We start from the raw sequence: 22,085 nt of genomic DNA, 5'->3' as shown, positions 1-22,085 counted from the left end.
TTATTCCTCCCCACCGATAACGAGCGTTGCGAGCGAGGTCACGACGATCTCGCCATTAATGTCGCGAATCACCGTCGTCGCCTGAATCATGTTGACGCGTCCGCGCGCGATGACCTTGGTGACCTCGAGCTCGGTGGTGAGCAGGTCGCCGGCGACGACCGGGCGCATGAACTCGTACTTCTGGTCGCCGTGGACGATGTTCTTCAGTTCGAAGGTCACCATCGGATCGGCGAGCAGGAGTTGCAGCCCGCGATCCTGCAGCACAGCGGTGAACGTCGGCGGCGCGACGAGGTCGGCGTAGCCCGCGTTACGCGCGGCCTCGAGGTCGGTGTGGATGGGGTTGGTGGCGAACACGGCGCGGGCAAACTCCCGCACGTGCTCGCGGCCGACCTGGTACGGCTCCGAAAGCTCGAACCGACGGCCCATAAGTTCAGGGTTCACAGTCACCCGCTCAGTCTATGGGGCCGCGCCTGACCACGGCCCAGGCTCCCCGGCGAGCACGGTTCGATACGCCGGGGCGCGGCTACGCACCGAGCGGGGCTAGATGGCCCAGTTGTACGGGTTTCGCCGCTCGCGGCGTGGCGCGAGTTCCAGGATGGTCGCGTCGTTGAGCGCGGTGGGCTCGAGGCGCGTCGCCGTCTGCGTGCTATCGAAGATCTTGCGCTGCGAGAGCTCGAGCGTGTCGAGGTCGACGCGCGTGATCGTGTCGTCCGGCACGCGGCTCCAACCAGCGAGGTCGATCCCCGTCGACGAGAACACCGTGGTCCCGTCCGCCGCCTGATACATCGCGAGCTTGTAGTAGTACTCGCGGTGATCGATCGGCAGCGCCTCCGGGTCCACCCCGTAGCTACGGAACGTGGCGTCGTTCACGTAGGCCGTCGAGTTCGCGTGTACGACGATGAGCTCCTCATTCGTCAGCACGACGGCGTTGAGGCTCGCGACCGGGAAGGCTGCGCGCAGCTTCTGCACCGCGCTCACGACACCGTCGGCGACCGTGCCGCCGAGATCGCGGATCTCCTGGCGGATGAACGCGAAGTACAGCTCGGAGTCAGTCGTGCCCTCGACGTCGCCGTAGGACTCGGGGCGGAGCAGCTCCTCGAAAATTTCGACCGGGATGATCGAGCCGTTGTGCGCGAACGCGAATTCCTCTTTGAGGAACGGATGCGTGTTGACCTTCGTGCGCTTGTGCGTGTCCGTCGCGAGGCGAAGGTGCACGAGGCGCGAAGTAGATGCATCCTCAGTGAGCGCCGATTCAAGTAGCGGGTCGTGCTGCCCCGGAGTCGACACGCGGAGCGACTCAACTTCGGGCTCTGGCTCGCCCGGGCCTGCTGCGAGCCACGCAGTGCCCCAGCCATCGTTGTGGACGGTCGTCATTCGCTGGAAGGCTCCGGCGTTTTCTGCGCCGATCACCTCCGAGACGGTCGTCTCACGGGGTGCGGCGTAGGCGAGTAGTCGACACATGACTTCTCCCTTTCGCTGCGATGTGGCTGCTTCAACCCGGTTCCCGGGCCGAAGTTCGGATTCTGTCCATCCTTCCACCGGGCCGGAGTTTGCGCGAGGGTGGGCGACCAATGTCGTCATATTCCAACGCACCCTTTTCGTCGGCTGATGGGACAATGGACTCGCTATGTTTTCGAATCTCTCCCAGGCCTCGTCCACCACTCCCGCATCCACCTACTCGGCCGACCCGGTCGCGTTCGTCATCGTCGGTGCCGTCGTTGTGGTGTTTTTCCTCGGTCTCGTGATTCGCATCCTGCGCCGCAACCGATTAAAGAAGTAGCCGCACCGATTCAGGAGGCAGTCATGCTCAACCACACCGTCTCCGGACTGCTGCTCGATATGGACGGCACCCTCGTCGACTCGAACGCGCTCGTCGAACAGATTTGGCGTGAGTTCGCCGATGTCCACGGACTCGATCTCACCGCAATCCTCGACTATTCGCACGGCCGCCCATCGATCGATACCGTCCGTCGTTTCCTTCCCGACGACGAGGCGGAACAGTGGCGCTGGCGCGACGAGGTCGAGGCGCAGGGCATGGCACGCATCGACGGCATCGTCGAGGTCCCCGGCGCGGCCGAGTTCATCCGCCGGGCGACCGCAAGCGAGATTCCGTTCGCCGTCGTGACCTCCGCTCCCCGTGATCTCGCCGTCAAGCGATTCGGCGCGGCCGGAGTGCCGTTTCCTGAGCTCGCCGTCACCGCCGATGACATCACCGTCGGCAAGCCCGACCCGCAGCCCTTCGCACTCGGTGCCCAGCTGCTCCGCCTCCCCGCGGCGGTGTGTGCCGCGTTCGAGGATTCCGGGGCGGGCCTCGCCTCGGCTCGCGGCGCCGGCGCCGTGACGGTCGTCGTCGGCGGGTACGCGGGCCCGGAGGCCGCCGGGCTCGAGCGCATCCGCCACTGGCACAACGTCGAGATCGAGCCTGTCAACGGCGCCTTCCGGCTCTACGAGTCGGCATGAGCAGCCTGTTCCTCCTCGGGTTCGGCGCGATCGGGCAAGACCTCGTCGCGCTCCTCGGGCCCGAACTCGATCGCAGGGAGCTCCACATCCTCGGCGCAGCGGTCCGCGACCCGGGCGCAAGGCGAGAAGCCCCAGCATCCTTCCCGCTCATCCCCGTCACCGAGGCACGCGACGCGTACGCCGACGCCGACCTGATCGTCGAGTGTGCCGGCGTGGGGGCCGCGATCGAGCATGGCCCCGCGGTCGTGCGTGCTGGTCGCGATCTCCTCCTCACGAGCGTCGGTGCACTCGTCGACGAGGATGCGCGGCTCGGGATGCTTTCGGGCCCGGGCAGCCTCACCGTCACCAACGGCGCGATTGGTGGCCTCGACATCCTCGCCGCCGCCGCGCAAGCGGACGGACTCGACGCCGTCTCGATTCAGACCTCGAAGCTCGCGTCCTCACTCGTGCGCCCCTGGATGAGCGATGCCGAGCGGGCCGGGATCCTCGCGCTCGAGCCCGGTGACGATCCGATCGTCGCCTTCGACGGCGACCCGAAGTTAGCGATCGCCAAGTTCCCGGCGAACATCAACGTCGCGGTCGCCCTCGCCTGGGCAACCCAAGAGCTGCTCCCCCAAACCGCGACGCCGAAGGAGCGCTCAGTGGCATTCGCCCGCTCACTGGCCCGCGTTCGCGTCCGCATCCTGGCCGATCCAGACGCCACGCTGAGCCGTCACATCATCCGCGCGACCGGCGCCTCTGGCGACTACGAATTCGTCCTCCAGAACGCGCCCTCACCCACGAATCCGCGCACGAGCGGAGTGACCGCGATGTCCCTTGCCCGAGACGTCCGACGACACTTTTCGTCACCTCGATGAAGATTTCCCTGACAAATTCGCCTCGACCCGTATATGGTTGAAGACGAATGCGAAATTCCCCGGTTGTGGTTTTGAAGAAAATCCGGCTAACTTCGCAAAGTTTTGACGATGGATGGGGACCACATCGTTCCTGAATCACCCGTCCATTTCTGTCTCAAAAAACGATGTCGTTCGCTGCGCCCTCGGCGCGACCGATCGACTGGACTTCACGAGAAGCTCCTGCGCGACATCAAGTATCCACCAACACCTGCGCGCTGACGCGCCGGTGACCCATAGACTTCACGGTGGCAAATCACCGTGGAAAACAGAACCGCATACGTGGTTCAGCACAACGAAGGAAAAATATATGCCTACTGGCACCGTCAAGTGGTTCGACTCGGACAAGGGCTTTGGCTTCATTGCCCCCGACGACGGATCGGCCGACCTGTTCGCTCACTACAGCGAGATCGATGGTCGTGGACACCGTAATCTCGAGGAAAACCAGAAGGTTGAGTTCGAGGCTGAGCAGGGTCAGAAGGGCCCTCAGGCCAAGAACATCCGCGCTCTGTAATTGAGACTAACCCGGCGCGTTCAGCGGCAAATAGTGCGGTAGCGCTTCGTTTCTGACCCGTCAAAGATCGTGGCGGCTGACTCTTTCGAGTCGGCCGCCACGATTCTTTTCCGAGCGAGTCACCGGCTCCCCCGCATCGCTCGTGACGGTCGCGGTGTAACTCTTCGTTACACAGCTTCCCCTCGTGCAGGCTATGCCCGAGAGTAGTAGTTGTACTCCGAACTATCGCGTTTCGGCCGCTACGAAGAAATAGTGCAACTCACATGACTCAAACAATTCGACCGTCTTATCTCAAGGGAAGCGTCTCGGAGGCAGACTTCCGCGCCGCGGAGCAAGCATCGGCGGATGAATTCAAGAACGTCTTTCGGCTTCACCCCGGCGGCGTTGCACTCATCACTGCCGACGACGGCAGCGGGCCAGTCGCGCTAACCGCGACCTCCGTCTTCTCAATCTCAGTCGCCCCGCCGCTGCTCGGCTTCTCAGCATCCGCAATCTCCTCGAGCACGCCCACGCTGCTGAGCGCGGAGACCGTCGTGGTCCACTTCCTCACGGCAGAGAACCTCGACGTGGCCAAGCTTGGTGCGACCAGCGGTATCGACCGCTTCGCGGATACGAGCATCTGGGATCGCCTCGAATCCGGCGAGCCATACTTCCACGGCGTGAAGACCTGGGTGCGCGGCGAGATCGTCTCGCGCCTCGAGACCGCGGGCGGCACGCTCCACGTCGTGCGCGGCCTGACCACCTCCATCCCGAACGGCCCGGTTGACGAGCCCGCAGACCCCATCGCCTACGTGAACCGCACGTGGCACGCTCTCACGCCAGGCTCGACGCTTCCGGAGAACTAGTCCCGGAAGCGTCGCGTCTTAGCGTCGCGCCTGCAGACGCTTAAGCACACCGCAGCCGCCTAGGCGCCGTGCTTGCGCTGCCGCTCGGCCATCGCCTTCGCGATCCGCTCCTGATCGATCGCGTCGGTGTGTGCGGGGCGGTAGTCCGGCGGCGGGTCCTGCCGCGATTGGCGGGAACCCTCGCCGCCAGAGCGCCCACCGAACGGTCGACCGTGGTCCGCGTACTCGCTGCGCTGGAACGCGAATGAGTGGTCGCCGATTGTGAAGCCCGAGCCGTGCCGCAGAAGAGAGCCCTTCGGTGCGTCGTCATAAGGCGACTCCTCGCCGGGCGATTCCGTGTGGGTCTGTCCCATCGAGTCGAGGACATACTCATCCGTATCGGTGTGCGTAATCGTCGCATGGTGCGGAAGCAGGCCGTCGAGCACGATGTGGCAGTCGGCGCCCGAACCGATCGTCGTTTCTTCACGGTCGAGCAGGTAGGTGGTACGCTCAGCGGCGTCTTCCACGCCGATCATGACCAGGCGAGGATTACCCGCACCATACTTACTGTGCGTCGTTGGACCGCGACCGTAGTGGGGCGGTTCCATGTGCTGAATTTCCGGGAGGTCCGGGTGACGGCGGGGATTCACGCCACTATCGTGATCAGTCATCGTTGACACCTCTTCCTAGCCAGGGCCTGGCACGACGTCGTGCGTTCATGCGAATGCCGCGCCGACCCAAGTAGAGCCGAGAACCTCTAGTCGGTCTCGAACTACTTCCACGGTAGATCGCGAGCCGTAATTCTGGCTCCGAGTTCACTAACATTCCGCCTCGCGCTCGGGAGTGTTGCCGTGAATGACCGAAATGCACGAGCACCGCACCATAACCCGCGCCTGTCTGCGAATTTTCTACGACTCTGGATAACATCGGTGCAGGCTGCGCAACATTGCAGCACTTCCACCTTCCCCATGGAGATTCCCGATGTCCCCTCTCGGCCGCACGACGCTCAAAGAACTCGCCACAATGGCGAGCGTGACGCCGTCCACCGTGTCCCGTGTGCTCAACGACCCTGCTGGCACTGAAACGAAGTGGGCGAGCCCGGAGACCGCGCAGCGGATGATCGACCTCGCGCGCGAAACGGGCTACGTGAAGAATCCCCACGCGGCTTCCCTGCGCACGAAACGATCCGGACTCATCGGCGTGCTGTTTCCCCGGCTGAACGACTACGTGTATTCGGCGATGTACGAGGGCGTCGACAAATACGCCACGGCGCACTCCTACTTCGCGATGGTCACGACCAGCCACGACGACGCGGAGCTGCGTGACCAGCGCATCCACCAGCTACTCGACCGCCGCGTCGACGGCATCCTGCTCAGCGACGCGTTGCTCGACGACCCCGTGATCGTCGAACTCCAGGAACGCGAGTTTCCGCTGGTCGTTGTGAACCGACGCTCCGGGTCGGCGCTGTCCTGCGCGTCCGATGACCGCCGCGGCGGCTACCTGATGGGCGAGCACTTCTTGCGGCAAGGCTACGAGTCGATCGGCATCATCACGGCTGGTGAGTCGATCTCGACGAGCCTCGATCGCCAGGACGGGTTCCTCGCCGCTCTCCAGGACGGCGGGTTCGATATGTCCGCCGTCACGATCGTCCACAAGGGCTTCTCCGTCGAGGACGGCGAGGACGGCGTCCAGGAGCTCCTCGCGAAGGACCCGGCGCCGCGAGCGGTCTTTGCCGTGAACGACCAGTCCGCGATCGGCGCGATCGGCGCAATCCGCGGACGAGGCCTGCGCGTTCCCGAGGACCTCGCGGTGGCGGGGTATAACGACACTCCCCTCGCCCGGGCGCTGGGCCTCACCACCGTGAGTACGCCCCTCCATGAGGTCGGCAGCCAGGCCGTGCAAATGCTCGAGTGCCTTTTCCGCAAGGAAGAGGTGTCCTCGGTGATCTTGCCGGTCGAGCTGATCGTGCGCGCCACCGCGTAGGCGCGAGGCGACCAGAGCATCCGCCATGCGACCCTAGCCTCCGCTATCCGATCGCGACCGGCGTGCGGATGCGGCCGTCGACGAGCTCGACTACGCGATGCAGTTGCGGGAGATGCACGAGGTCGTGGGTCACGAGCAGCGTCGCGGTGTTCAGTCGATCCGTGAGGCCCACGATGAGGTCGATAATCTGCGCGCCGCGTTCCTGATCGAGGGCGCTCGTCGGCTCGTCGACGAGCAGCACGCTCGGCTCGTTCATCAGCGCCCGGGCGATGTTCACGCGCTGTCGCTGCCCGCCCGAGAGCTGCTGCGGGCGCTTGTCGGCGTGCCCGCCGAGCCCGACCGCAGCCAGCAGCTCGGTGGCGCGATCGGCGACCTCGCGGCGGCGGGCACGGCTTCCGTGAGCGCCGAGCTCGTTCATCACACGCAACTGCTCGAGCGCGGTGAGGGACGGGATGAGGTTCGGCTGCTGGAACACGATGCCGATGCGTTCCCGGCGCAGTGACGTCGCTTCGTCGAGCGAGAGGTGCGTCGCGTCGATTCCGTCGATCAGCACCGTCCCGGAAGACGGGCGGATGAGCGTCGCGGCGACGGCGAGGAGGCTCGACTTACCGCTCCCGCTCGGCCCGGTAATGCCGGTGACCGTGCCTGGATGCGCGGTGAGCGAGACGTCGTCGACCGCGACGACTGTGGCGTCGCCGTCGGGGAAGGTCAGGGTGATGTGGTCGAGATTGATCATCGGTTGCTCCCAAGTGCGGTGAGTGGGTCGGCGGTGGTGACAGAGCGGAGCGCGAATGCGGCTCCGCCGAGGCCGAGGGTCGTCATGATGAGCCCGGGCAGGAGGGTCGTGAGCGGCGAGAGGACGAAGGGTAGTGCCTGGGCAGCCAGAGTGCCGAGGCCGAAAACGATGAGCGTGCCTGCGCCGATGCCCACGATGAGCACGATGAGCGCCTGGCCGAGCGAATCCCGCACGAGCGAACGGGTGCTCGCCCCCAGTGCTTTGAGCACGGCGACGTCGCCGCGCCGCTGCATCGTCCATACCGTGAAGAACGCGCCGATCACGAGCCCCGAGATGCCGAACAGCATCGCGACCATCAGCAGCAACGAACCAATCTCCGACTTGAAGGAGCTCAGAGCCATGAGAGTGCCGACCGTGCCTTCCGAGACGGTGCCCACCGCCGCATCCGTGGTTGCCCAATCGGGTGAGCCCGAGACCGCGAGCACCGTGGCGTAGGCGTCCGGGCTCCCTGTGGCGGATGCGAACGCCTGCCAGTCCTCGAGCGTGATTTGGGCGACCGCGGTGTGGCTGTACCACCAGTCGCCACCAATCGCCTCGACCGTGAACTCGTGTCCGCCCACCGTGACAACTTCGCCGACCGCGACCCCAAGCTCATCGGCCGCGGGCTTCGCGAGCGTAATCTTGCCCGAGTCCACCGGCGCGGTGTCGGCATACGTCGGTTCGACGCCGAACAGCGCAATGCTGGTGCGCGCATCCGCCGTCTCGAGGCGGGTCTGGCTGATGCCGATCGGCTCGACTTCGGTGACGCCCGGCGCATCCCGCCACTGCTGGGCCTGCGCCGCGGAGACATCCGAGTCGGCGAAGGTCGGGCTACCGTCGGCCGAGGCCGGTGGCGCGAATACGACGCGATCGCCCGGCATGCCGAGCACGGCGGAAATGTTCTGGTTCGCGAGCCCGCCGGTGAGCCCCGCGAGGAAGCCCACGAGGATAGTGATGAGCGCGACGACGGCGCCGATCAGGATGAATCGGCCCCGGGCGAAGCGCAGGTCGCGCAGCGCAACAAACATGGTGCGGTCCTTTCGCGTCACCTCGGTGGTGACAGGATCCAGACTCCTGCGGATTCGGGCCCGTGCCATCGCGCGTAGGCAGGGTCACGCCCGACCGATGGTCGGGCCTCGCGCTCCTACTTTCGCAGGATGCTCGAACCCAGCCGTCGCCGATACAGTTCGGCGTATGCCCGCATTCAGCCCGTCGAAGGTCAATTCGGCGCTGCGGGTCGCGCTCGTCCTGCTGTTCGTCGGTGTGATCGCCCTGCCGCTCATCCGCTCGGTCCAACGCTCGGGCGAGCACAGCCTCGCCGTGCAGCTCGTCTGTGTCCTGATGCTCGTCGTGTTTCTCGCGCCGGGCTACGTGTTGCACCGGCGTCGTCGCGGGGATGCGCGGGAGTCGAGCCGGTCGCGACGCATCGCCTCCGTGGCGTGGCTGATTGCGCTCACCGCGCTTTGGGCCATCCTGCTGTGGCTCACGCCGGACGGCGCGTGGGTCGTCTTCCCGCTCTACTTCCTCTACCTCGCCCTCCTGCGGCCTCTCGTTGGCTCGATCGCCGTGATCGTGACCGGGCTGTGGACCGGACTCGCGCTGCACTTCGGGCAGGGCGGCGGCTTCGCCTCGTTCGCGGGACCCATGGTCGGCGCGGCATTCGCGATCGTGGTGGGGCTCGGATATCGGGCGCTCCTCCACGAGGCCGAACAGCGCGAGGCACTCATTCGGCAGCTCGGGGATGCGCTCGCCCAGCGGGATGCGGCCGAGCGGGAGGCCGGCGCCCTCGCCGAACGTGAGCGGCTCGGCCGCGAGCTCCACGACACCGTCGCGCAGGGGCTCTCGAGCATCCAGATGCTGCTGCACGCCGCCGAGCAGGCCGATCCGGATCGCCCGGGCGTCGAGCACATCCGCCTCGCACGCCAGACCGCGGCCACGAACCTCGCCGAGACCAGGCGCTTTATCGCGCACCTGTTACCGCCACGCCTTGAGGAGCAGGGTCTCGGCCAGACCCTCCGGCGCCTCGCCGAGACCGAGTGGGCCGGGCAGGGCCTCGACGTCGCCGTGCGCGTCGTGGAGGGGCCTGACGTGCCGATGCACATCCAGAGCGCGCTGCTGCGCATCGCCCAGGGTGCGCTCGCGAACGTCCTCCAGCACGCCAAGGCAACGCACGCGACCATTTCGCTGCTGCGCGAGGGCAGCATCCTGACCTTCCGCATCGCGGATGACGGCCGCGGGATGCACCATGATCACCGGCACGACGCACGGACGGCTTCGGGTATGGAACCGACTGCCTGGCCAGCTGCACATGATTCGGACCCTGCCACCGGGAATGCCATCAGCCACACCTCGTTCGGGCTGCGCTCGATCCGCGAGCGCGTCGAGCAGCTCGGCGGTACGCTCGAGATCGATTCCGCGCCCGATCTCGGGACGACGCTGACAGTCACGATTGACCTCGCGGCGACGCCAGACTCGGCCGGCACGAACGATTTGGAGGACACGAATGATTCGCCTCGTACTCGCTGACGACCACCCCATCGTCCGAGCCGGGCTGCGCGCGCTCTTCGAACTCGAGCCGGACCTCGAGGTCGTCGCCGAGGCCGGCACACCGGACGAGGCCGTCCGGCTTGCCGAGCGAGAGCATCCAGACGTCGTGCTCATGGACCTCCAGTTCGGCGCGCACGGTGCCTCGGGCGGCGCGGAGGCGACGCGAGCAATTCGCGGGCTCGCGCATCCGCCTTACGTGCTCGTCCTGACGAACTACGATTCCGATGCCGATATCCTCGGCGCGATCGAGGCTGGGGCAAGCGGTTACCTCCTCAAGGACGCACCCCCGAGCGAGCTGATCGCCGCGGTGCGCGCCGCCGCCGCGGGTGAGAGCGCGCTGGCACCCGTGATCGCCAGCCGGCTGCTCGATCGGATGCGCATCCCACAGACCGCGCTGTCGGCTCGCGAGATGGAGGTGCTCGGGTACGTTGCCGAGGGCAAGACAAATGCCGAGATTGCCTCGGCTCTGTTCCTGAGCGAGACGACGGTGAAATCGCATCTCGGCCACGTGTTCACGAAACTCGGCGTGACGACCCGCACGGCGGCCGTTGCGGAGGCCCGCGAGCGCGGCATCCTCCGCTAGCTCGCTAGGCCTCGATACGCTCCGCTACTCGGCCATCGGCAGGCGACCGCGAAGCGGCATAGCAAGCCCGATCCCCGAGTAGCCGCGAAGCGGCATAGCGAGGGGCCGCCGCAGTTCCGCTACGCGCTCGGCGTAACGCTGCGCCCTGTGACTCGGCAATCTGGCTCCCCGGCAGGTACCGTCTTTACATGACTCTTGCCGACCACGGGGCTTCGACGCTTCGCATCGCGTTTGTGGTGCTTCACACCTCCCCCATCGACGAACCCGGAACCAAAGATGCTGGCGGGATGAACGTCGTTGTTCGCGCGCAGGCTGAGGAGCTCGCGAAGCTCGGTCACCGGGTGGAGCTCATCACCCGGCGGCAGGACCCGGACTCCCCCGCCTTCCGCGAGCTGGCGCCGAATCTCTCGCTGCACATCCTGGATGCCGGCCCTGCCGAGACCCTCGAGAAGGGCGATCACGAGCTCTATATCGGCGAGTTTCGGGATGCACTCGAGCCGCTGTTGCGGTCGCTCAAGGTCGACATCGTGCACGCCGAACACTGGTTCTCGGGCATCGCGGCGCTGCCGATTACGCGCGCACTCGGCGTGCCGCTCGTGCAGAGCTTCCACTCGATCGCGGCGAAGGACGCCTCGCCGCTCACGGACGGTGAGCGCGCGGAATCGCCCGGTCGCCTCGAGGGCGAGGCGATGCTCGCGAAGGAGGCCGACTCGCTCGTCGTGATCAGCAACGCCGAGCGCGAGACCGCGGTTTCTCGCCTCGGCGCGGAGCCCGATCGCGTCGAGGTCGTGTCGCCCGGCGTCGACCACGAGCTGTTCCATCCCGGCCCGGCGAAGCCTGAAGGCCATCGCAAGCGTCTGATCGCCGCAGGCCGGCTGCATCCCCTCAAGGGCTTCGACCTCGCGATCGAGGCGTTGGCTCTCATCGAACCCGAGATTCGGCCCGAACTCGTCATCGTGGGTGCGGCCGCGCCCGACACGGCCGAGTACGAGGAGTCGCTGCACGTGTCGGCGGCGCGCCTCGGTGTCGAGGACGACGTGCAGTTCGTTGGCGCGAAGACGCGCGGCCCGCTCGCCGATGAGCTGCGCGCGAGCGATATCGCGCTCATGACCTCGCATTCGGAGACTTTCGGGCTCGTGTCGCTCGAGGCCGCGGCGACGGGGCTACCGGTCGTGGCGTATCGCTCGGGCGGGCTGCAGGAGTCCGTGCTCGACGGCGACACGGGCATCCTCGTCGACTCGCGTGAGCCGGCCGACTGGGCCGCGACGATCACGCGCCTCGTCACTGACGACGCGCTCGCGGAACAGCTGGGCGAGGGCGCGCTCGCGCACGCGCTCGAGATGAGCTGGCAAGCCTCGGCGCAGCGCCTGCTCGAGGTCTACCGTGGAATCGAGCGCCCCGCCCCGGAACCCGCACTGAAAGCCGCACTGAATCGCGCGGAGGCAACGATGACCGGCTCGATCCAGTCGGTACTCGAGGGCGCGAAGCGAATCCTTGTGGTGCACGCGCATCCCGACGATGAGGCGTTGGCGGGTGGCGCGCTGCTGCGCGCGCTGCACGAGCGCGGCACCCGGGTCGCGCTGCTGACCTGCTGCCGGGGTGAGGCTGGCGAGATCGTCGCCGGTGTGCTGCCAGAGGGCACGGATGCGGCGGAACTGTCTCGGGTGCGCGAGCGCGAGCTTGCCGGCTCGGTCAGTGCCCTCGGGATCGCGGCCGCGTACTGGCTCGGGATGCCGCCCGCGCGTGCCGACGGCCTGGCTCCACGCGTCTACCGGGACTCCGGGATGCGCTGGATCCGTCCTGGTCTGGCGGGCCCAGCGGATGCGACCGATCTCGAATCGCTCACCGCCGCAAGTCTCGAGGACGTGACCGCCGACGTGCGCGCGCTCGCCGAGGCAGAGGCACCGGACCTCATCATTAGCTACGACGACGATGGCGGCTACGGCCACCCCGATCACGTACGCACTCGGGAGGCGACGCTCGCCGCCGCGCGGGAGCTCGACATCCCGTTCGCGGAGCTGATCGAGGAAGAGGCGAGCGACGAGGACTCGGTCGACTTCGACGGCGACGACGCCGCGTGGTTCTCTCTCCCTGAGCACCTGCCCGCAGTCCTCGCGGCGCTGCGCAGCCACCGCACGCAGCTCACGGTCGACGAGGATGGGCGCGGGCTCACGCACTCGGGCGGGCAGCGCCAGGAGGTGCCCTTCGCGATCGGCCTTCGCCTCGTGCCGACCGCCGAGTAGCCCCCGCCGCGTACCCTGGGCGCATGATCCGAGGAATGCTTCGCGGAGTACTGGCCGGCGCTATCGGGATGCTGCTGGTCGCCACCAGCGTCGGCCCTGGCGCCGCTGCCACGCCGCACGCATCCACCGACAGCCAACCGACCAGCCTCGTGATGGTGCCACCACCGACCGAAGTCGCCTCGACAACCGGCTCGTGGTCGCCCGACGCGAGTACGCGCATCCTCGTGACCGACGAGGACCTCGCGACCGAGGCCGCGCGCCTCGCCGAGGAGCTCGCGACGCTCGGCATTCTCGACGCACCGCCGCCCACCCTCCTCGCGCCCGAGGGCACCGACACGAAGCCGACCGACATCGTCTTGTCAGTGGGCGACGAGCCAACTCTGGCGGTCACGTCCGTAGCACTCATTGCATCCGGTGCCACCCCGACCGAGGTGTTTCGCGTCACGCGCCCCCTCCTCCAGCAGCTCGTGGCGAGCGAGCACATCCCCGCGGGTGAGTATGCGTTCGCGCTCCCCGAAGACCAGGTCCGTGCCGTCCACATCGACATCGCGCGAAAGCATTATCCGATCGAGTCACTCGAGGCGCTGCTCTTTCAGATGAGCTGGTACGGCATGAACGAGCTCGAGCTGCATTTCTCCGAGAACGAGGGGTTCGCGATCGAGTCGACCACGCATCCCAGTATCGCCTCGCCCGACGCCCATTCCCAGGCCGAGATCGCCACGCTCGTCGAGCTCGCAAATTCGTTGCACATCCGTGTCACCCCCTCGCTCGATATGCCGGGGCACCTCGACTACGCGCTCGATGACTACCCGGAGCTGCGGCTGCGCGACCCGGCGGGCGGAGAGGTATTCGGCGCCCTCGACATCACTAACCCGGATGCGCTCGCCTTCGCGGACGATCTCATCGGCGAGTACGCGGCACTCTTCGCCCAGCCCGAGTTCGAGACGCTCAGCTGGCACCTCGGCGGCGATGAGTTCGTGAACTTCGGCGATCAGTACGAGGTAGCCGCACTCACCGAGCAGGCTCAAGCCCAGTTCGGGCCGGATGCGACCGCCTACGACGCGCTGACGGCCTTCGTGAACGACATTGGTGCGACCATCCGGGCTGCCGGGTACCGCCCGCGCGTGTTCAGCGACGGGATGCTCAGGGGCACGGCGGCGACGCTCGACCAAGACATCGAGGTGGCGTATTGGACGCAGCGCCCGCCGGGAGCGGTGCCCGCGAGCGTCTTTGCCGACCGCGGCTACGACCTCATTAATCTCAACGACGAGTATCTCTACTTCGTCCTCGGCGAGCGCGTCGAGTACTACTACCCCACCGGCGAGGCGATCCTCACGAGCTGGAACGCGTCGGTGTATCCCGCGGTCGCGGGGGCCGCAGAGATCATCCCGTCCTCACGGGGCGGCATGCTCGCCATCTGGAGCGATATTCCGGATGCGCTGACCGCCGACGAGGTCGTCGCGGCCGTGCGCGACCCTATCGCGGCGATGGCCGTGAAGTTTGCGCTGCCCAAGTCCACGCTGACGCTCCCGGAGCTGCAAGCGATGCTGGATGCATCCGGTCACCCCGCGCCCGTCGTCGCGCCAGACGCCGGTGTACTCGAGACCATTCCCCCGGAAACGACGCCGCCCCCAGCTGGTGCATCGGATTCCGATGCGTCAGCTGGGGGCGGGTCAGCAGCCAGGAGCCAGTGGCTGTGGTGGGCCGGAGCCCTGATCGCGCTCGCGATCGCGGGAGGACTAGTGCTTAGTTGCTCTGGAGGTAAGCAACGGGGTCAACGGTCGAGCCGTTGACGTGCACCTCGAAGTGGAGGTGAGCACCGGTCGAGATACCGCTGTTGCCGACGTTACCGATGTTCTCGCCAGCGCCAACCGACTGACCGGCCGACACGTTGATCGACGAGAGGTGGCCGTAGACCGTCTTGACCGACTGGCCGTTGATGGTGTGCTCAACCTCGATGTACAGGCCGTAACCCGTGCCACCGTAGCTCACGTTCGTGACGGTACCGGCGGCCATCGAGCCGACCGGTGCACCGTAACCGGGCGTGTAGTCGACACCCTCGTGCCAGCTCGACGCACCTGCGGTCGGCGAGTCACGCGGACCGTAGTAGCTGCTGATGGTCGAGTCGCCAACCGGTGCGACAACGCCAGCCTGAGCGGCGCTCGCGGTGACGGCCGAGCCCGAGGCGTCTGCCGACTCGGTTGCGACCTCGACGACCTCTTCCTCGCCCGCGAGACCGGCAACGGTCGCGGCGTCGAACGCGGTAACCGAGGTTGCCTCGATCGCGGGGGCGGGTGCCGGAGCCATTGCGGTCTCGGCGGCGGCGGTTGCCTCCTGGGTTGCAGCCTCGGGCGCAACGTCGGTTGCGGAAGCGGCGGCCTCAGCGAGGTTCGCGGTGGGCTCAGCGGCCTCGGGCGAAGCAACGGCGGCGAAGGCAGCGGCCGAACCAGTGCCGAGCACGACGGTGCCGGCCATGATGCCGAGGGCTACGGTCGAGCCGGATGCACGGCGACCGGACAGCAGACGGCTGCCGCGGGTACGCGAGCTCTTCCACTGCGAACGGAAAGATTCGGGGATTTCAACTTCGAGCGTGTTGACATCCGAGTCAGCCGACGATGCGATCTGCATGTCCTTTGCTGCTCGGAGTGACTCGGCAAATGCTTCGACTCGCGCTTGCGCCTCGATCGCGCGCTCGGCTTCGCGGCGCTCACGACGGGTGCTGTACTGAACGGGGGCGCTCGGGTCGATTTCAGACTGCGCAGTTACGGTGGCCGACTGCGGTGCATCCGCCAGCGCACAAAGCGAGGCGGTCGCCTCAGTCTTCGTGAGGCTTTCGGCAGCCTCTGCTGCGGCGCTGAACTCGTCGAGTTCTACGCTTTCAGCCTCGGCGGGCCGGACCTGGGTGGGGACAAACGACATAAAGAAATGGCTCCTAGTAATTGGGACTCAAGAACCATAACGAAAAAGTAACGAAGAGGTCAACCCTTCGTTATCAAATTTCGTGATTTTTCTTCGATGTGGAGTTGTCGTTTCGACTCAGATCGTTGCAATTGAGCCAATCTCGGACCCAAGGACCGATTGTCACTTCGTCGTTATTTTTCTCGTTATCTTCGTTACAAACGTCGTTACAAACGTGTGACCCGGCCCCAATCGCCGGGTCACGCCGCCCGATTCGTTAGCTCGCGAGGTTCTCGACGTGGGCGCGAATCGCATCCGCCTCGCCGTCGTACCAGCCTCGCTCGGTCGCGAAGCCAACGAGGCGATCGATGTGCTCGGTGCGCTCGGGGCTCGTGTCACCGTTTCGGAGGAAGTCGACCGAGATCCAGAGATGGTCGGCGTCGGCGATCGGTGCGATTTCGATGTTGTCGGTGGCGAGATCAGAGAGCTGTGCGGCAGTGAGGCCCTGTGCGTCGACGTGGAATCGCGAAAAGTCCTCGGGTTCGTTGAGGGAAAAACCGGCTTCGTTGGCAGTGATGATCATGTGCTCAAGCTTGCCGTATGCGACTCGCCTTTGGCTAGACTCCGCCAGCCAACCCACGGATGTTTGCGTCCAATTCATCACCTCACCAGCCCCTTCCAGGTGCTCGAGACAATAATGAGGGGCATGTTTGTGGCAAACCCCGCGCGCGCCCAGAACCCGATTCGAGCCTTCCTCTTCGACCTCGACGGCGTCATCACGCCGACCGCGGAAGTCCACCGGCAGGCCTGGGCCGAGCTGTTCCGCGAGGAATTCGAGGCCCGTGGTGCCACGCCGCCGTATTCCGAGGACGATTACTTCACCTATCTCGACGGCAAGCCGCGCCTCGACGGTGTGCGTGACCTCCTCGCATCCCGCGGTATCACCCTTCCCGAGGGCGATATCGACGACGGCCCGACCGAGGAAACGGTGGCCGGGCTTGGGAACCGCAAGAACGAGAATTTCCTCACGATCCTCGACAGGGACGGAGTCGCGGCGTATCCCGGATCACTGCGCATCCTCGACGAGTGCGCCGAGCGCGAGATCGAGTCGGCAATCGTCACGAGCTCTCGCAACGGGATGCGCGTGTTGGCGGCGGCTGGCCTCGGCGACCGGTTCGAAGTCGTCATCGATGGCATTCACGCGAGCGAGCTCGGGCTCCCCGGCAAGCCGGAGCCCGATACCTACCTTCAGGCGGCACGCGAGCTTGGCATCCCCAGTACGGTGTGCGTCGTGGTCGAGGATGCTGCCTCGGGCGTCGCAGCCGGGGCTGCGGGCGACTTCGGGCTCGTCATCGGTGTCGATCGCGGGGTCGGGCAGGATGCGCTGGTCAACGCCGGTGCGGACATCGTGGTCGCTGATCTCGCCGAGCTCATCGGCCTACTCCCGGAGCGGGACGCACCCCGCGCGGTCTCCGGAGACATGAATGGGAAGGGAGCGCCGAAGGATGACGAATATGGAGAGTAACGGCTTCCCCGACAGCCAGGGGCCGTGGCGAAGTGAGCCGGAACGGAACGCCCCGTCGTCCCGGAACCCACTCCCCGGGGAAGAACTCGATCGCTCGATGTTTCCTGTTGACCCGTGGTCGATCATCGAGACGCGCTTCGACCCCGGCATCCTCGGCCGCACCGAGTCTGTGTTTGCCGTCGGGAACGGCTATCTCGGGATGCGCGGCAACATTGACGAGGGCCGCGAGGCCTCCGAACACGGCACCTACGTCAACGGGTTTCACGAGACCTGGCCGATCCGGCATGCCGAGGAGGCGTTCGGCTTCGCGCGCGTCGGGCAGACGATCGTCAATATCCCCGACCCGAAGGTCATCCGGGTCTATGTCGATGATGAGCCGTTCATCCTGTCCACCGCCGAAATCGTCGCCTACGAGCGCCGGCTCGACATGAGCGCGGGCACGATAACCCGAGATGTGACCTGGCGCACCGCGAGCGGCAAGCACGTGCGGATCCGCTCGAGCCGACTCGTGTCGTTTACCGAGCGCCACCTCGCGATTCTCGAGTACGAGGTCGAACTGCTGGATGCGGATGCCTCCATCGTGATCTCGAGTCAGCTCCTCAACCGTCAGGATGGGGTCGACGAGTATCGCGATCAGGCGACCACCGCCTCGGCCCCTGCCGCCAACGGCACGAGCGGAGGTAGCGGCGGCTTCGACCCGCGCAAGGTCGAGCAACTGGAGGGCCGCATCCTGCAGCCAACCCTGCAGCGCGACGAGGGCACCCGGCTCATGCTCGGGTATCGCACGACGAATTCGGGCATGTCGATCGTGTGTGCGGTCGATCACCGCATGTCGGTCGGCGGCGAGATGACGGGCCACTGGCGCGTCTCGAACGACGTGAAGCCCGATCTCGCGAAACGCGTCTACCGCGTGAACGGCCGCGCCAACCGGCCGATCAAGCTCACGAAGTACGTGAGCTATCACACGGCCCGATACGCGCCGTCGCGGGAGCTCGCCGATCGCTGCACCCGCACGCTCGATCGCGCCCTCGAATCGAGCGTGTTCGAGCACCGAAACACGCAGCGCCGGTGGCTGAACGATTATTGGAAGAGCTCGGATGTGGTCATCCATGGGCAGCCGGATCTGCAGCAAGCCATGCGCTTCGATCTCTTTCAGCTCGCGCAGGCTTCCGCGCGCACCGATGGCCTTGGCATCCCCGCGAAGGGCGTCACCGGGTCCGGCTACAGCGGACACTACTTCTGGGACTCCGAGATCTTCGTGCTGCCGTTCCTTACCTATACGCAGCCGACGATCGCCCGGAATGCCCTCCGGTTCCGCTACAACATGCTCGATTCCGCGCGCGTCCGAGCCACGGAGCTGAACGAGCGGGGCGCGCTTTTCCCGTGGCGTACCATCAACGGGCTCGAGTCGAGCGCCTACTACGCGGCTGGCACCGCGCAGTATCACATCGACGCCGACATCACGTATGCCATGGCGCAGTACATCTCGGCGTCGGGCGACACCTCGTTCCTCGTGAATGGTGCGTTCGATGTCTTCGTCGAGACCGCACGCATGTGGTACGACCTGGGCTTCTGGCGCGAGACCGAGCGCGCGACCGAGGCCTTCCACATCCACGGCGTCACGGGACCCGACGAGTACACGACCGTCGTCAACGACAATCTGTTCACAAACGTTATGGCACAGGAGAACCTCTACCTGGCCGCCGAGGCCGTCGAGATTCTGCGTGACAGCTATCCGGCCGAGTTCGCCCGGGCTATTGAGCGGCTGTCGCTCTCGGTCGAGGAGGTCACGAGCTGGCGTCGGGCCGCGCGGCACATGTTCATTCCCTACGACCACAACTTCCGCGTGCATCCACAGGATGCGTCGTTCCTCGATAAAGAGGTATGGGACCTCGGGCGCACGCCCGATTCGCAGCGGCCGCTGCTGCTGCACTTCCACCCGCTCGTGATCTACCGGTTCCAGGTGATCAAGCAGGCGGATGTGGTGCTCGCGTTGCTGCTTCGCGGCGACCTATTCACGGCCGAAGAGAAGCGGCGTGACTTCGAGTACTACGACGTGCTCACGACCGCCGACTCGAGTCTGTCAGCGGCGGTGCAGTCGATTATCGCCGCCGAGGTCGGGCACATAGGACTCGCGGAGAAGTACTTCCGGCACACCGCGTTCGTCGATCTCGCCGACCTGCATGGCAACACCGATGTGGGTATCCACGTCGCTTCTTCGGGCGGGCTGTGGATGGGCGCCGTGTTCGGGTTTGCTGGGATGCGTGACCACCACGGCGAGATCACGTTCGATCCGCGCCTACCCGACGGCTGGGAGGGCATCGATTTCTCGCTCCTGCTGCGCGATTCGCGCGTGGGCGTCGAGCTGCGGCCCAAGTCGATTTCGTTTGTGCTCGAACGCGGCCACTCGGTCAACCTGTCGGTGCGCGGGGAGGACGTCACCGTCGCGCCGGGGATCCCGACGATCGTGGAGCTCGAGCACCAGGGTCCGCGGCAGTCGCAACGCCTCGGGATGCACACGATCCACGGCTGGCATCGCGGCGACGGCACGCTGCTCACCGCGTCCGTCCCGACTGTCACGGGCCAGATGCCGGCGATGGGCCCGATCATGGTGCAGGATGCACGTGCCGCCGAGGCCCAGGCCGGCGACCCCGCATCCTTCGACGACATGTGATCTGTGCCAGACCTCGATACGCCTCCGGCTACTCGGCCATCGGCCCCGCCGGTCTTTGAGTAGCCGCGAAGCGGCGTATCGAAACGGGCTATACCTCCCCCGCGAACCCCGCCTTCGTCATCAGCACGGCAATCTGCACACGTCCCTGCACCCCGAGCTTCTCCGAGATTTGCGCGACGTATTGCTTCACGCTCGCCGGCGACAGATGCACAACCGCGGCGATCGCCTCGTTCGATTCACCGAGCGGGATGCGCTTCGCTACCTCCAATTCTCGGTCGCTAAGCGTCGCCACGCGCTTCCGTGCCATGCGCCGCTCGCGCCAGCCGGAATCCGAGTGCATCGAATCGATGAAGTGCCGGGTGCTGGACGGCGACATCACCGAGTCGCCTTCGGCCGCGGCACGCACCGCGCGGTAGATCTCGCCGGGGCCGGCGGTCTTCACGAGGAACCCGGATGCACCGGCCTCGAGCGCGCGCATGACCGCGTCATCGCCGTCCCAAGTCGTGAGCACTACTACCTCGGGACCGTCCGGGATCGCGCGGACTTCGCGCGTGGCCTCAATGCCGTCGACCTTGCGCATCCGCAGATCCATGAGCACCACGTCCGGTCGACTCTCGCGCACGCGCTGCCCGATCCCGGCGCCGTCGTCTGCCTCACCAACGACAGAGACGTCCTCGTGAGCCTCGAGGATGCTCGCGACCGAGCGGCGCGCGAGCGGATCGTCATCGACGAGTAGGACACGAATGGGCATGCCCCTAGTCTATTTCCGCCTCCGACATTCGGAGACGGTGCCGGTCCGTCCAAGTGGCTAGGCGTGCTCCGGCCACTGGATGTGCACATCCACGCGAAAGTCGCGGCCGATCTGCCCTGCCGAAAACTGGCCACCAAGGAGCCTCACCCGTTCCTGCATCCCGCTGAGCCCGGAACCGGTGCCAGCGGACCCCGCCGCCACGCTGCCGAGCTCGTTCGCCGACGCGATCGTGATGCCTTCCCCCGGTCCGCCAGACACGGTGAGTCGCAAGAGCTTTCCGGGCGCGTACTTGCGCGCGTTGGTGATGATCTCTTGCACGATGCGGATGACTGCCCGCGCGATTTCACCGGGCGCATCATCCGCATCGCGGAGGTACACGGTGAGGTTGAGCGCCCTTTCATCAATTCCTGTTTCGCGGATGACCTCGTGGATCTCGGACAGCGAAACCTCGTTCGATTCGCCCTGGATGACCCGCAGGAGGGAACGCAGATCATCCATTGACTGTGCCGCGCTCTGACGCATCTGCGTCGCTTCCTCGCTGATCTCGGGATACTGCGCGGCCTTTGCCTCGAGGGCGCTCGCTCGCAGGCTCAGCTGCGAGAGTCGGTGACCGAGCACGTCGTGAATCTCGTGCGCGATTCGCTCCCGCTCGTGGCTGCGCCCGAGCTCGCCACCCAGCTGGTCGCGCTGCTGCACCGCGATGCGCTCACCGCGTTGGAAGCGCAGCAATAGGCCAATGCCGACCGGGATGGCCAGCAGGATGAGGACAACGAGGATGACTGTGTAGACCGGGATGGCGACTCGTTCGTCGCCATCCTCTGTGTTTGACAGCAGCACTTGGAGGAAGGATTGCTCTCGGCTCGGAGCGATAACGTCCCCGATGACGCTCCGCAGGACTACCGCGACCGTTGCGACTGATCCGATCGCGATCTTCGTGGTCTTGCCACGGGCAATGAGCTCGGCGAACCCCACGAGCGCGAACACTGGGCTCACGGGAAAGAGCAATCCGGCTATCGAGCCAGCGATCGTGTATTCGAACGGCCAACGTCGGCGGGACCACACCATTGCAGCCAGGGCGAATATTGCAAGGAATGCAAACAGAACGCCGAAGATCTCCATCCCCGAGGAAGTCGATTCTCGACTGCCTACACCGGCCCCCAGCGGCGAGAATACGAGCGACACCAGCCCAATAGACGCGGTCACCACCGTGAGCACGACCGTGTTGACCCACCACAGGATGCGGCGCCACAGGGTCGACTCGTTCTTCGTAATGCTCACGATTGCAGCCTATGGCCAGCCAACGACAGTGCGTAGTTGCCGTTTCGCCAACAGGTGCTGTCCGTTCGGGTAGCCGGCTTTATCCGGACGGCAATATCCGGACTGGGTCTCGTCCGGGGAGGCTGAATGCATCCAGC

22 protein-coding genes are annotated in these 22,085 nt (G+C 66.0%); 12 read left to right on the top strand and 10 right to left on the bottom strand.

The genetic code is table 11. The annotated features are described in order from the left end of the window. A complete protein-coding gene (locus GMOLON4_RS13870; protein WP_407648566.1) occupies window positions 1-426 on the bottom strand; it encodes an FAS1-like dehydratase domain-containing protein in 426 nt (141 codons plus the stop codon). Window positions 427-540: 114 nt separating this feature from the next. Next, the gene (locus GMOLON4_RS13865) at window positions 541-1,461 is read right to left on the bottom strand and encodes a class II glutamine amidotransferase (protein ID WP_026937506.1); all 921 of its coding nucleotides are present in this window, start codon (window positions 1,459-1,461) and stop codon (window positions 541-543) included. 166 nt (window positions 1,462-1,627) lie between these two features. Between GMOLON4_RS13865 and GMOLON4_RS13860 the strand changes: the two genes are divergently transcribed. From GMOLON4_RS13860 to GMOLON4_RS13840, 5 genes are all read left to right on the top strand, one after another. Continuing rightward, the gene (locus GMOLON4_RS13860) at window positions 1,628-1,780 is read left to right on the top strand and encodes a hypothetical protein (RefSeq protein WP_156892054.1); all 153 of its coding nucleotides are present in this window, start codon (window positions 1,628-1,630) and stop codon (window positions 1,778-1,780) included. 23 nt (window positions 1,781-1,803) lie between these two features. Then, complete coding sequence (locus tag GMOLON4_RS13855; protein WP_026937505.1) at window positions 1,804-2,460, top strand: HAD-IA family hydrolase; 657 nt, start codon at window positions 1,804-1,806, stop codon at window positions 2,458-2,460. After that, window positions 2,457-3,317 (top strand): aspartate dehydrogenase domain-containing protein, encoded by an 861-nt coding sequence (locus GMOLON4_RS13850; RefSeq protein ID WP_026937504.1) that lies wholly within the window; start codon window positions 2,457-2,459, stop codon window positions 3,315-3,317. The genes GMOLON4_RS13855 and GMOLON4_RS13850 overlap by 4 nt, the downstream gene beginning before the upstream one ends. A 346-nt stretch (window positions 3,318-3,663) precedes the next feature. Continuing rightward, window positions 3,664-3,867, top strand: coding sequence for a cold-shock protein (locus GMOLON4_RS13845; protein WP_026937503.1), 204 nt, complete (start codon window positions 3,664-3,666; stop codon window positions 3,865-3,867). 263 nt (window positions 3,868-4,130) lie between these two features. Further along, on the top strand, window positions 4,131-4,712 hold the full coding sequence (locus tag GMOLON4_RS13840; RefSeq protein ID WP_035733349.1) for a flavin reductase family protein: 582 nt from the start codon (window positions 4,131-4,133) through the stop codon (window positions 4,710-4,712). Between the two features lie 59 nt (window positions 4,713-4,771). Here the strand turns inward: GMOLON4_RS13840 and GMOLON4_RS13835 are convergent, their stop codons facing one another. Beyond that, window positions 4,772-5,362, bottom strand: coding sequence for an FHA domain-containing protein (locus GMOLON4_RS13835; protein WP_146137506.1), 591 nt, complete (start codon window positions 5,360-5,362; stop codon window positions 4,772-4,774). Window positions 5,363-5,672: 310 nt separating this feature from the next. On the opposite strand from GMOLON4_RS13835, the gene GMOLON4_RS13830 reads away from it, so the two are divergent. Beyond that, window positions 5,673-6,674, top strand: coding sequence for a LacI family DNA-binding transcriptional regulator (locus tag GMOLON4_RS13830; protein ID WP_026937501.1), 1,002 nt, complete (start codon window positions 5,673-5,675; stop codon window positions 6,672-6,674). A 43-nt stretch (window positions 6,675-6,717) separates the two neighbouring features. Here the strand turns inward: GMOLON4_RS13830 and GMOLON4_RS13825 are convergent, their stop codons facing one another. Together GMOLON4_RS13825 and GMOLON4_RS13820 are read right to left on the bottom strand one after the other, a co-directional pair. Continuing rightward, window positions 6,718-7,410, bottom strand: coding sequence for an ABC transporter ATP-binding protein (locus GMOLON4_RS13825; RefSeq protein ID WP_026937500.1), 693 nt, complete (start codon window positions 7,408-7,410; stop codon window positions 6,718-6,720). Continuing rightward, complete coding sequence (locus GMOLON4_RS13820; protein ID WP_026937499.1) at window positions 7,407-8,477, bottom strand: ABC transporter permease; 1,071 nt, start codon at window positions 8,475-8,477, stop codon at window positions 7,407-7,409. Before GMOLON4_RS13820 ends, GMOLON4_RS13825 begins: the two co-directional genes overlap by 4 nt. Window positions 8,478-8,643: 166 nt before the next feature. Here GMOLON4_RS13820 and GMOLON4_RS13815 point away from each other — a divergent pair, with 166 nt between their 5' ends. Both GMOLON4_RS13815 and GMOLON4_RS13810 read left to right on the top strand, forming a co-directional pair. After that, window positions 8,644-9,975 (top strand): sensor histidine kinase, encoded by a 1,332-nt coding sequence (locus GMOLON4_RS13815; protein WP_051267152.1) that lies wholly within the window; start codon window positions 8,644-8,646, stop codon window positions 9,973-9,975. Continuing rightward, window positions 9,953-10,579: a response regulator transcription factor gene (locus GMOLON4_RS13810; RefSeq protein WP_026937498.1), complete on the top strand. Its 627-nt coding sequence runs from the start codon at window positions 9,953-9,955 to the stop codon at window positions 10,577-10,579. Before GMOLON4_RS13815 ends, GMOLON4_RS13810 begins: the two co-directional genes overlap by 23 nt. A gap of 24 nt (window positions 10,580-10,603) precedes the next feature. Here GMOLON4_RS13810 and GMOLON4_RS13805 read toward each other — a convergent pair whose 3' ends face one another. Then, the gene (locus tag GMOLON4_RS13805) at window positions 10,604-10,738 is read right to left on the bottom strand and encodes a hypothetical protein (RefSeq protein WP_265576759.1); all 135 of its coding nucleotides are present in this window, start codon (window positions 10,736-10,738) and stop codon (window positions 10,604-10,606) included. A 29-nt stretch (window positions 10,739-10,767) separates the two neighbouring features. Here GMOLON4_RS13805 and GMOLON4_RS13800 point away from each other — a divergent pair, with 29 nt between their 5' ends. Together GMOLON4_RS13800 and GMOLON4_RS13795 are read left to right on the top strand one after the other, a co-directional pair. Further along, window positions 10,768-12,822 carry a glycosyltransferase gene (locus tag GMOLON4_RS13800; protein WP_084147605.1) on the top strand — a complete coding sequence of 685 codons (2,055 nt, stop codon included), beginning with the start codon at window positions 10,768-10,770 and terminating at the stop codon, window positions 12,820-12,822. A 23-nt stretch (window positions 12,823-12,845) separates the two neighbouring features. Then, window positions 12,846-14,615: a beta-N-acetylhexosaminidase gene (locus GMOLON4_RS13795; RefSeq protein ID WP_084147604.1), complete on the top strand. Its 1,770-nt coding sequence runs from the start codon at window positions 12,846-12,848 to the stop codon at window positions 14,613-14,615. Here GMOLON4_RS13795 and GMOLON4_RS13790 read toward each other — a convergent pair. Both GMOLON4_RS13790 and GMOLON4_RS13785 read right to left on the bottom strand, forming a co-directional pair. Next, window positions 14,569-15,741, bottom strand: coding sequence for a M23 family metallopeptidase (locus GMOLON4_RS13790; protein ID WP_051267149.1), 1,173 nt, complete (start codon window positions 15,739-15,741; stop codon window positions 14,569-14,571). The two genes, GMOLON4_RS13795 and GMOLON4_RS13790, sit on opposite strands and share 47 nt — an antisense overlap. A gap of 256 nt (window positions 15,742-15,997) precedes the next feature. Beyond that, window positions 15,998-16,303, bottom strand: a complete 306-nt coding sequence (locus GMOLON4_RS13785; RefSeq protein ID WP_035733347.1) for a hypothetical protein — start codon at window positions 16,301-16,303, stop codon at window positions 15,998-16,000. A 123-nt stretch (window positions 16,304-16,426) separates the two neighbouring features. Between GMOLON4_RS13785 and GMOLON4_RS13780 the strand changes: the two genes are divergently transcribed. Both GMOLON4_RS13780 and GMOLON4_RS13775 read left to right on the top strand, forming a co-directional pair. After that, on the top strand, window positions 16,427-17,245 hold the full coding sequence (locus GMOLON4_RS13780; protein WP_051267147.1) for a beta-phosphoglucomutase family hydrolase: 819 nt from the start codon (window positions 16,427-16,429) through the stop codon (window positions 17,243-17,245). Between the two features lie 97 nt (window positions 17,246-17,342). After that, complete coding sequence (locus GMOLON4_RS13775; RefSeq protein ID WP_245575513.1) at window positions 17,343-19,919, top strand: glycoside hydrolase family 65 protein; 2,577 nt, start codon at window positions 17,343-17,345, stop codon at window positions 19,917-19,919. A gap of 88 nt (window positions 19,920-20,007) precedes the next feature. Here the strand turns inward: GMOLON4_RS13775 and GMOLON4_RS13770 are convergent, their stop codons facing one another. After that, complete coding sequence (locus tag GMOLON4_RS13770) at window positions 20,008-20,670, bottom strand: response regulator transcription factor (RefSeq protein ID WP_026937496.1); 663 nt, start codon at window positions 20,668-20,670, stop codon at window positions 20,008-20,010. A gap of 57 nt (window positions 20,671-20,727) precedes the next feature. Then, window positions 20,728-21,948: a sensor histidine kinase gene (locus GMOLON4_RS13765; RefSeq protein ID WP_051267144.1), complete on the bottom strand. Its 1,221-nt coding sequence runs from the start codon at window positions 21,946-21,948 to the stop codon at window positions 20,728-20,730. Window positions 21,949-22,085 lie beyond the last annotated feature (137 nt).

The organism is Gulosibacter molinativorax (assembly GCF_003010915.2).
Lineage (GTDB): Bacteria > Actinomycetota > Actinomycetes > Actinomycetales > Microbacteriaceae > Gulosibacter > Gulosibacter molinativorax.
This window is presented reverse-complemented; position numbering and strand designations above follow the sequence as displayed.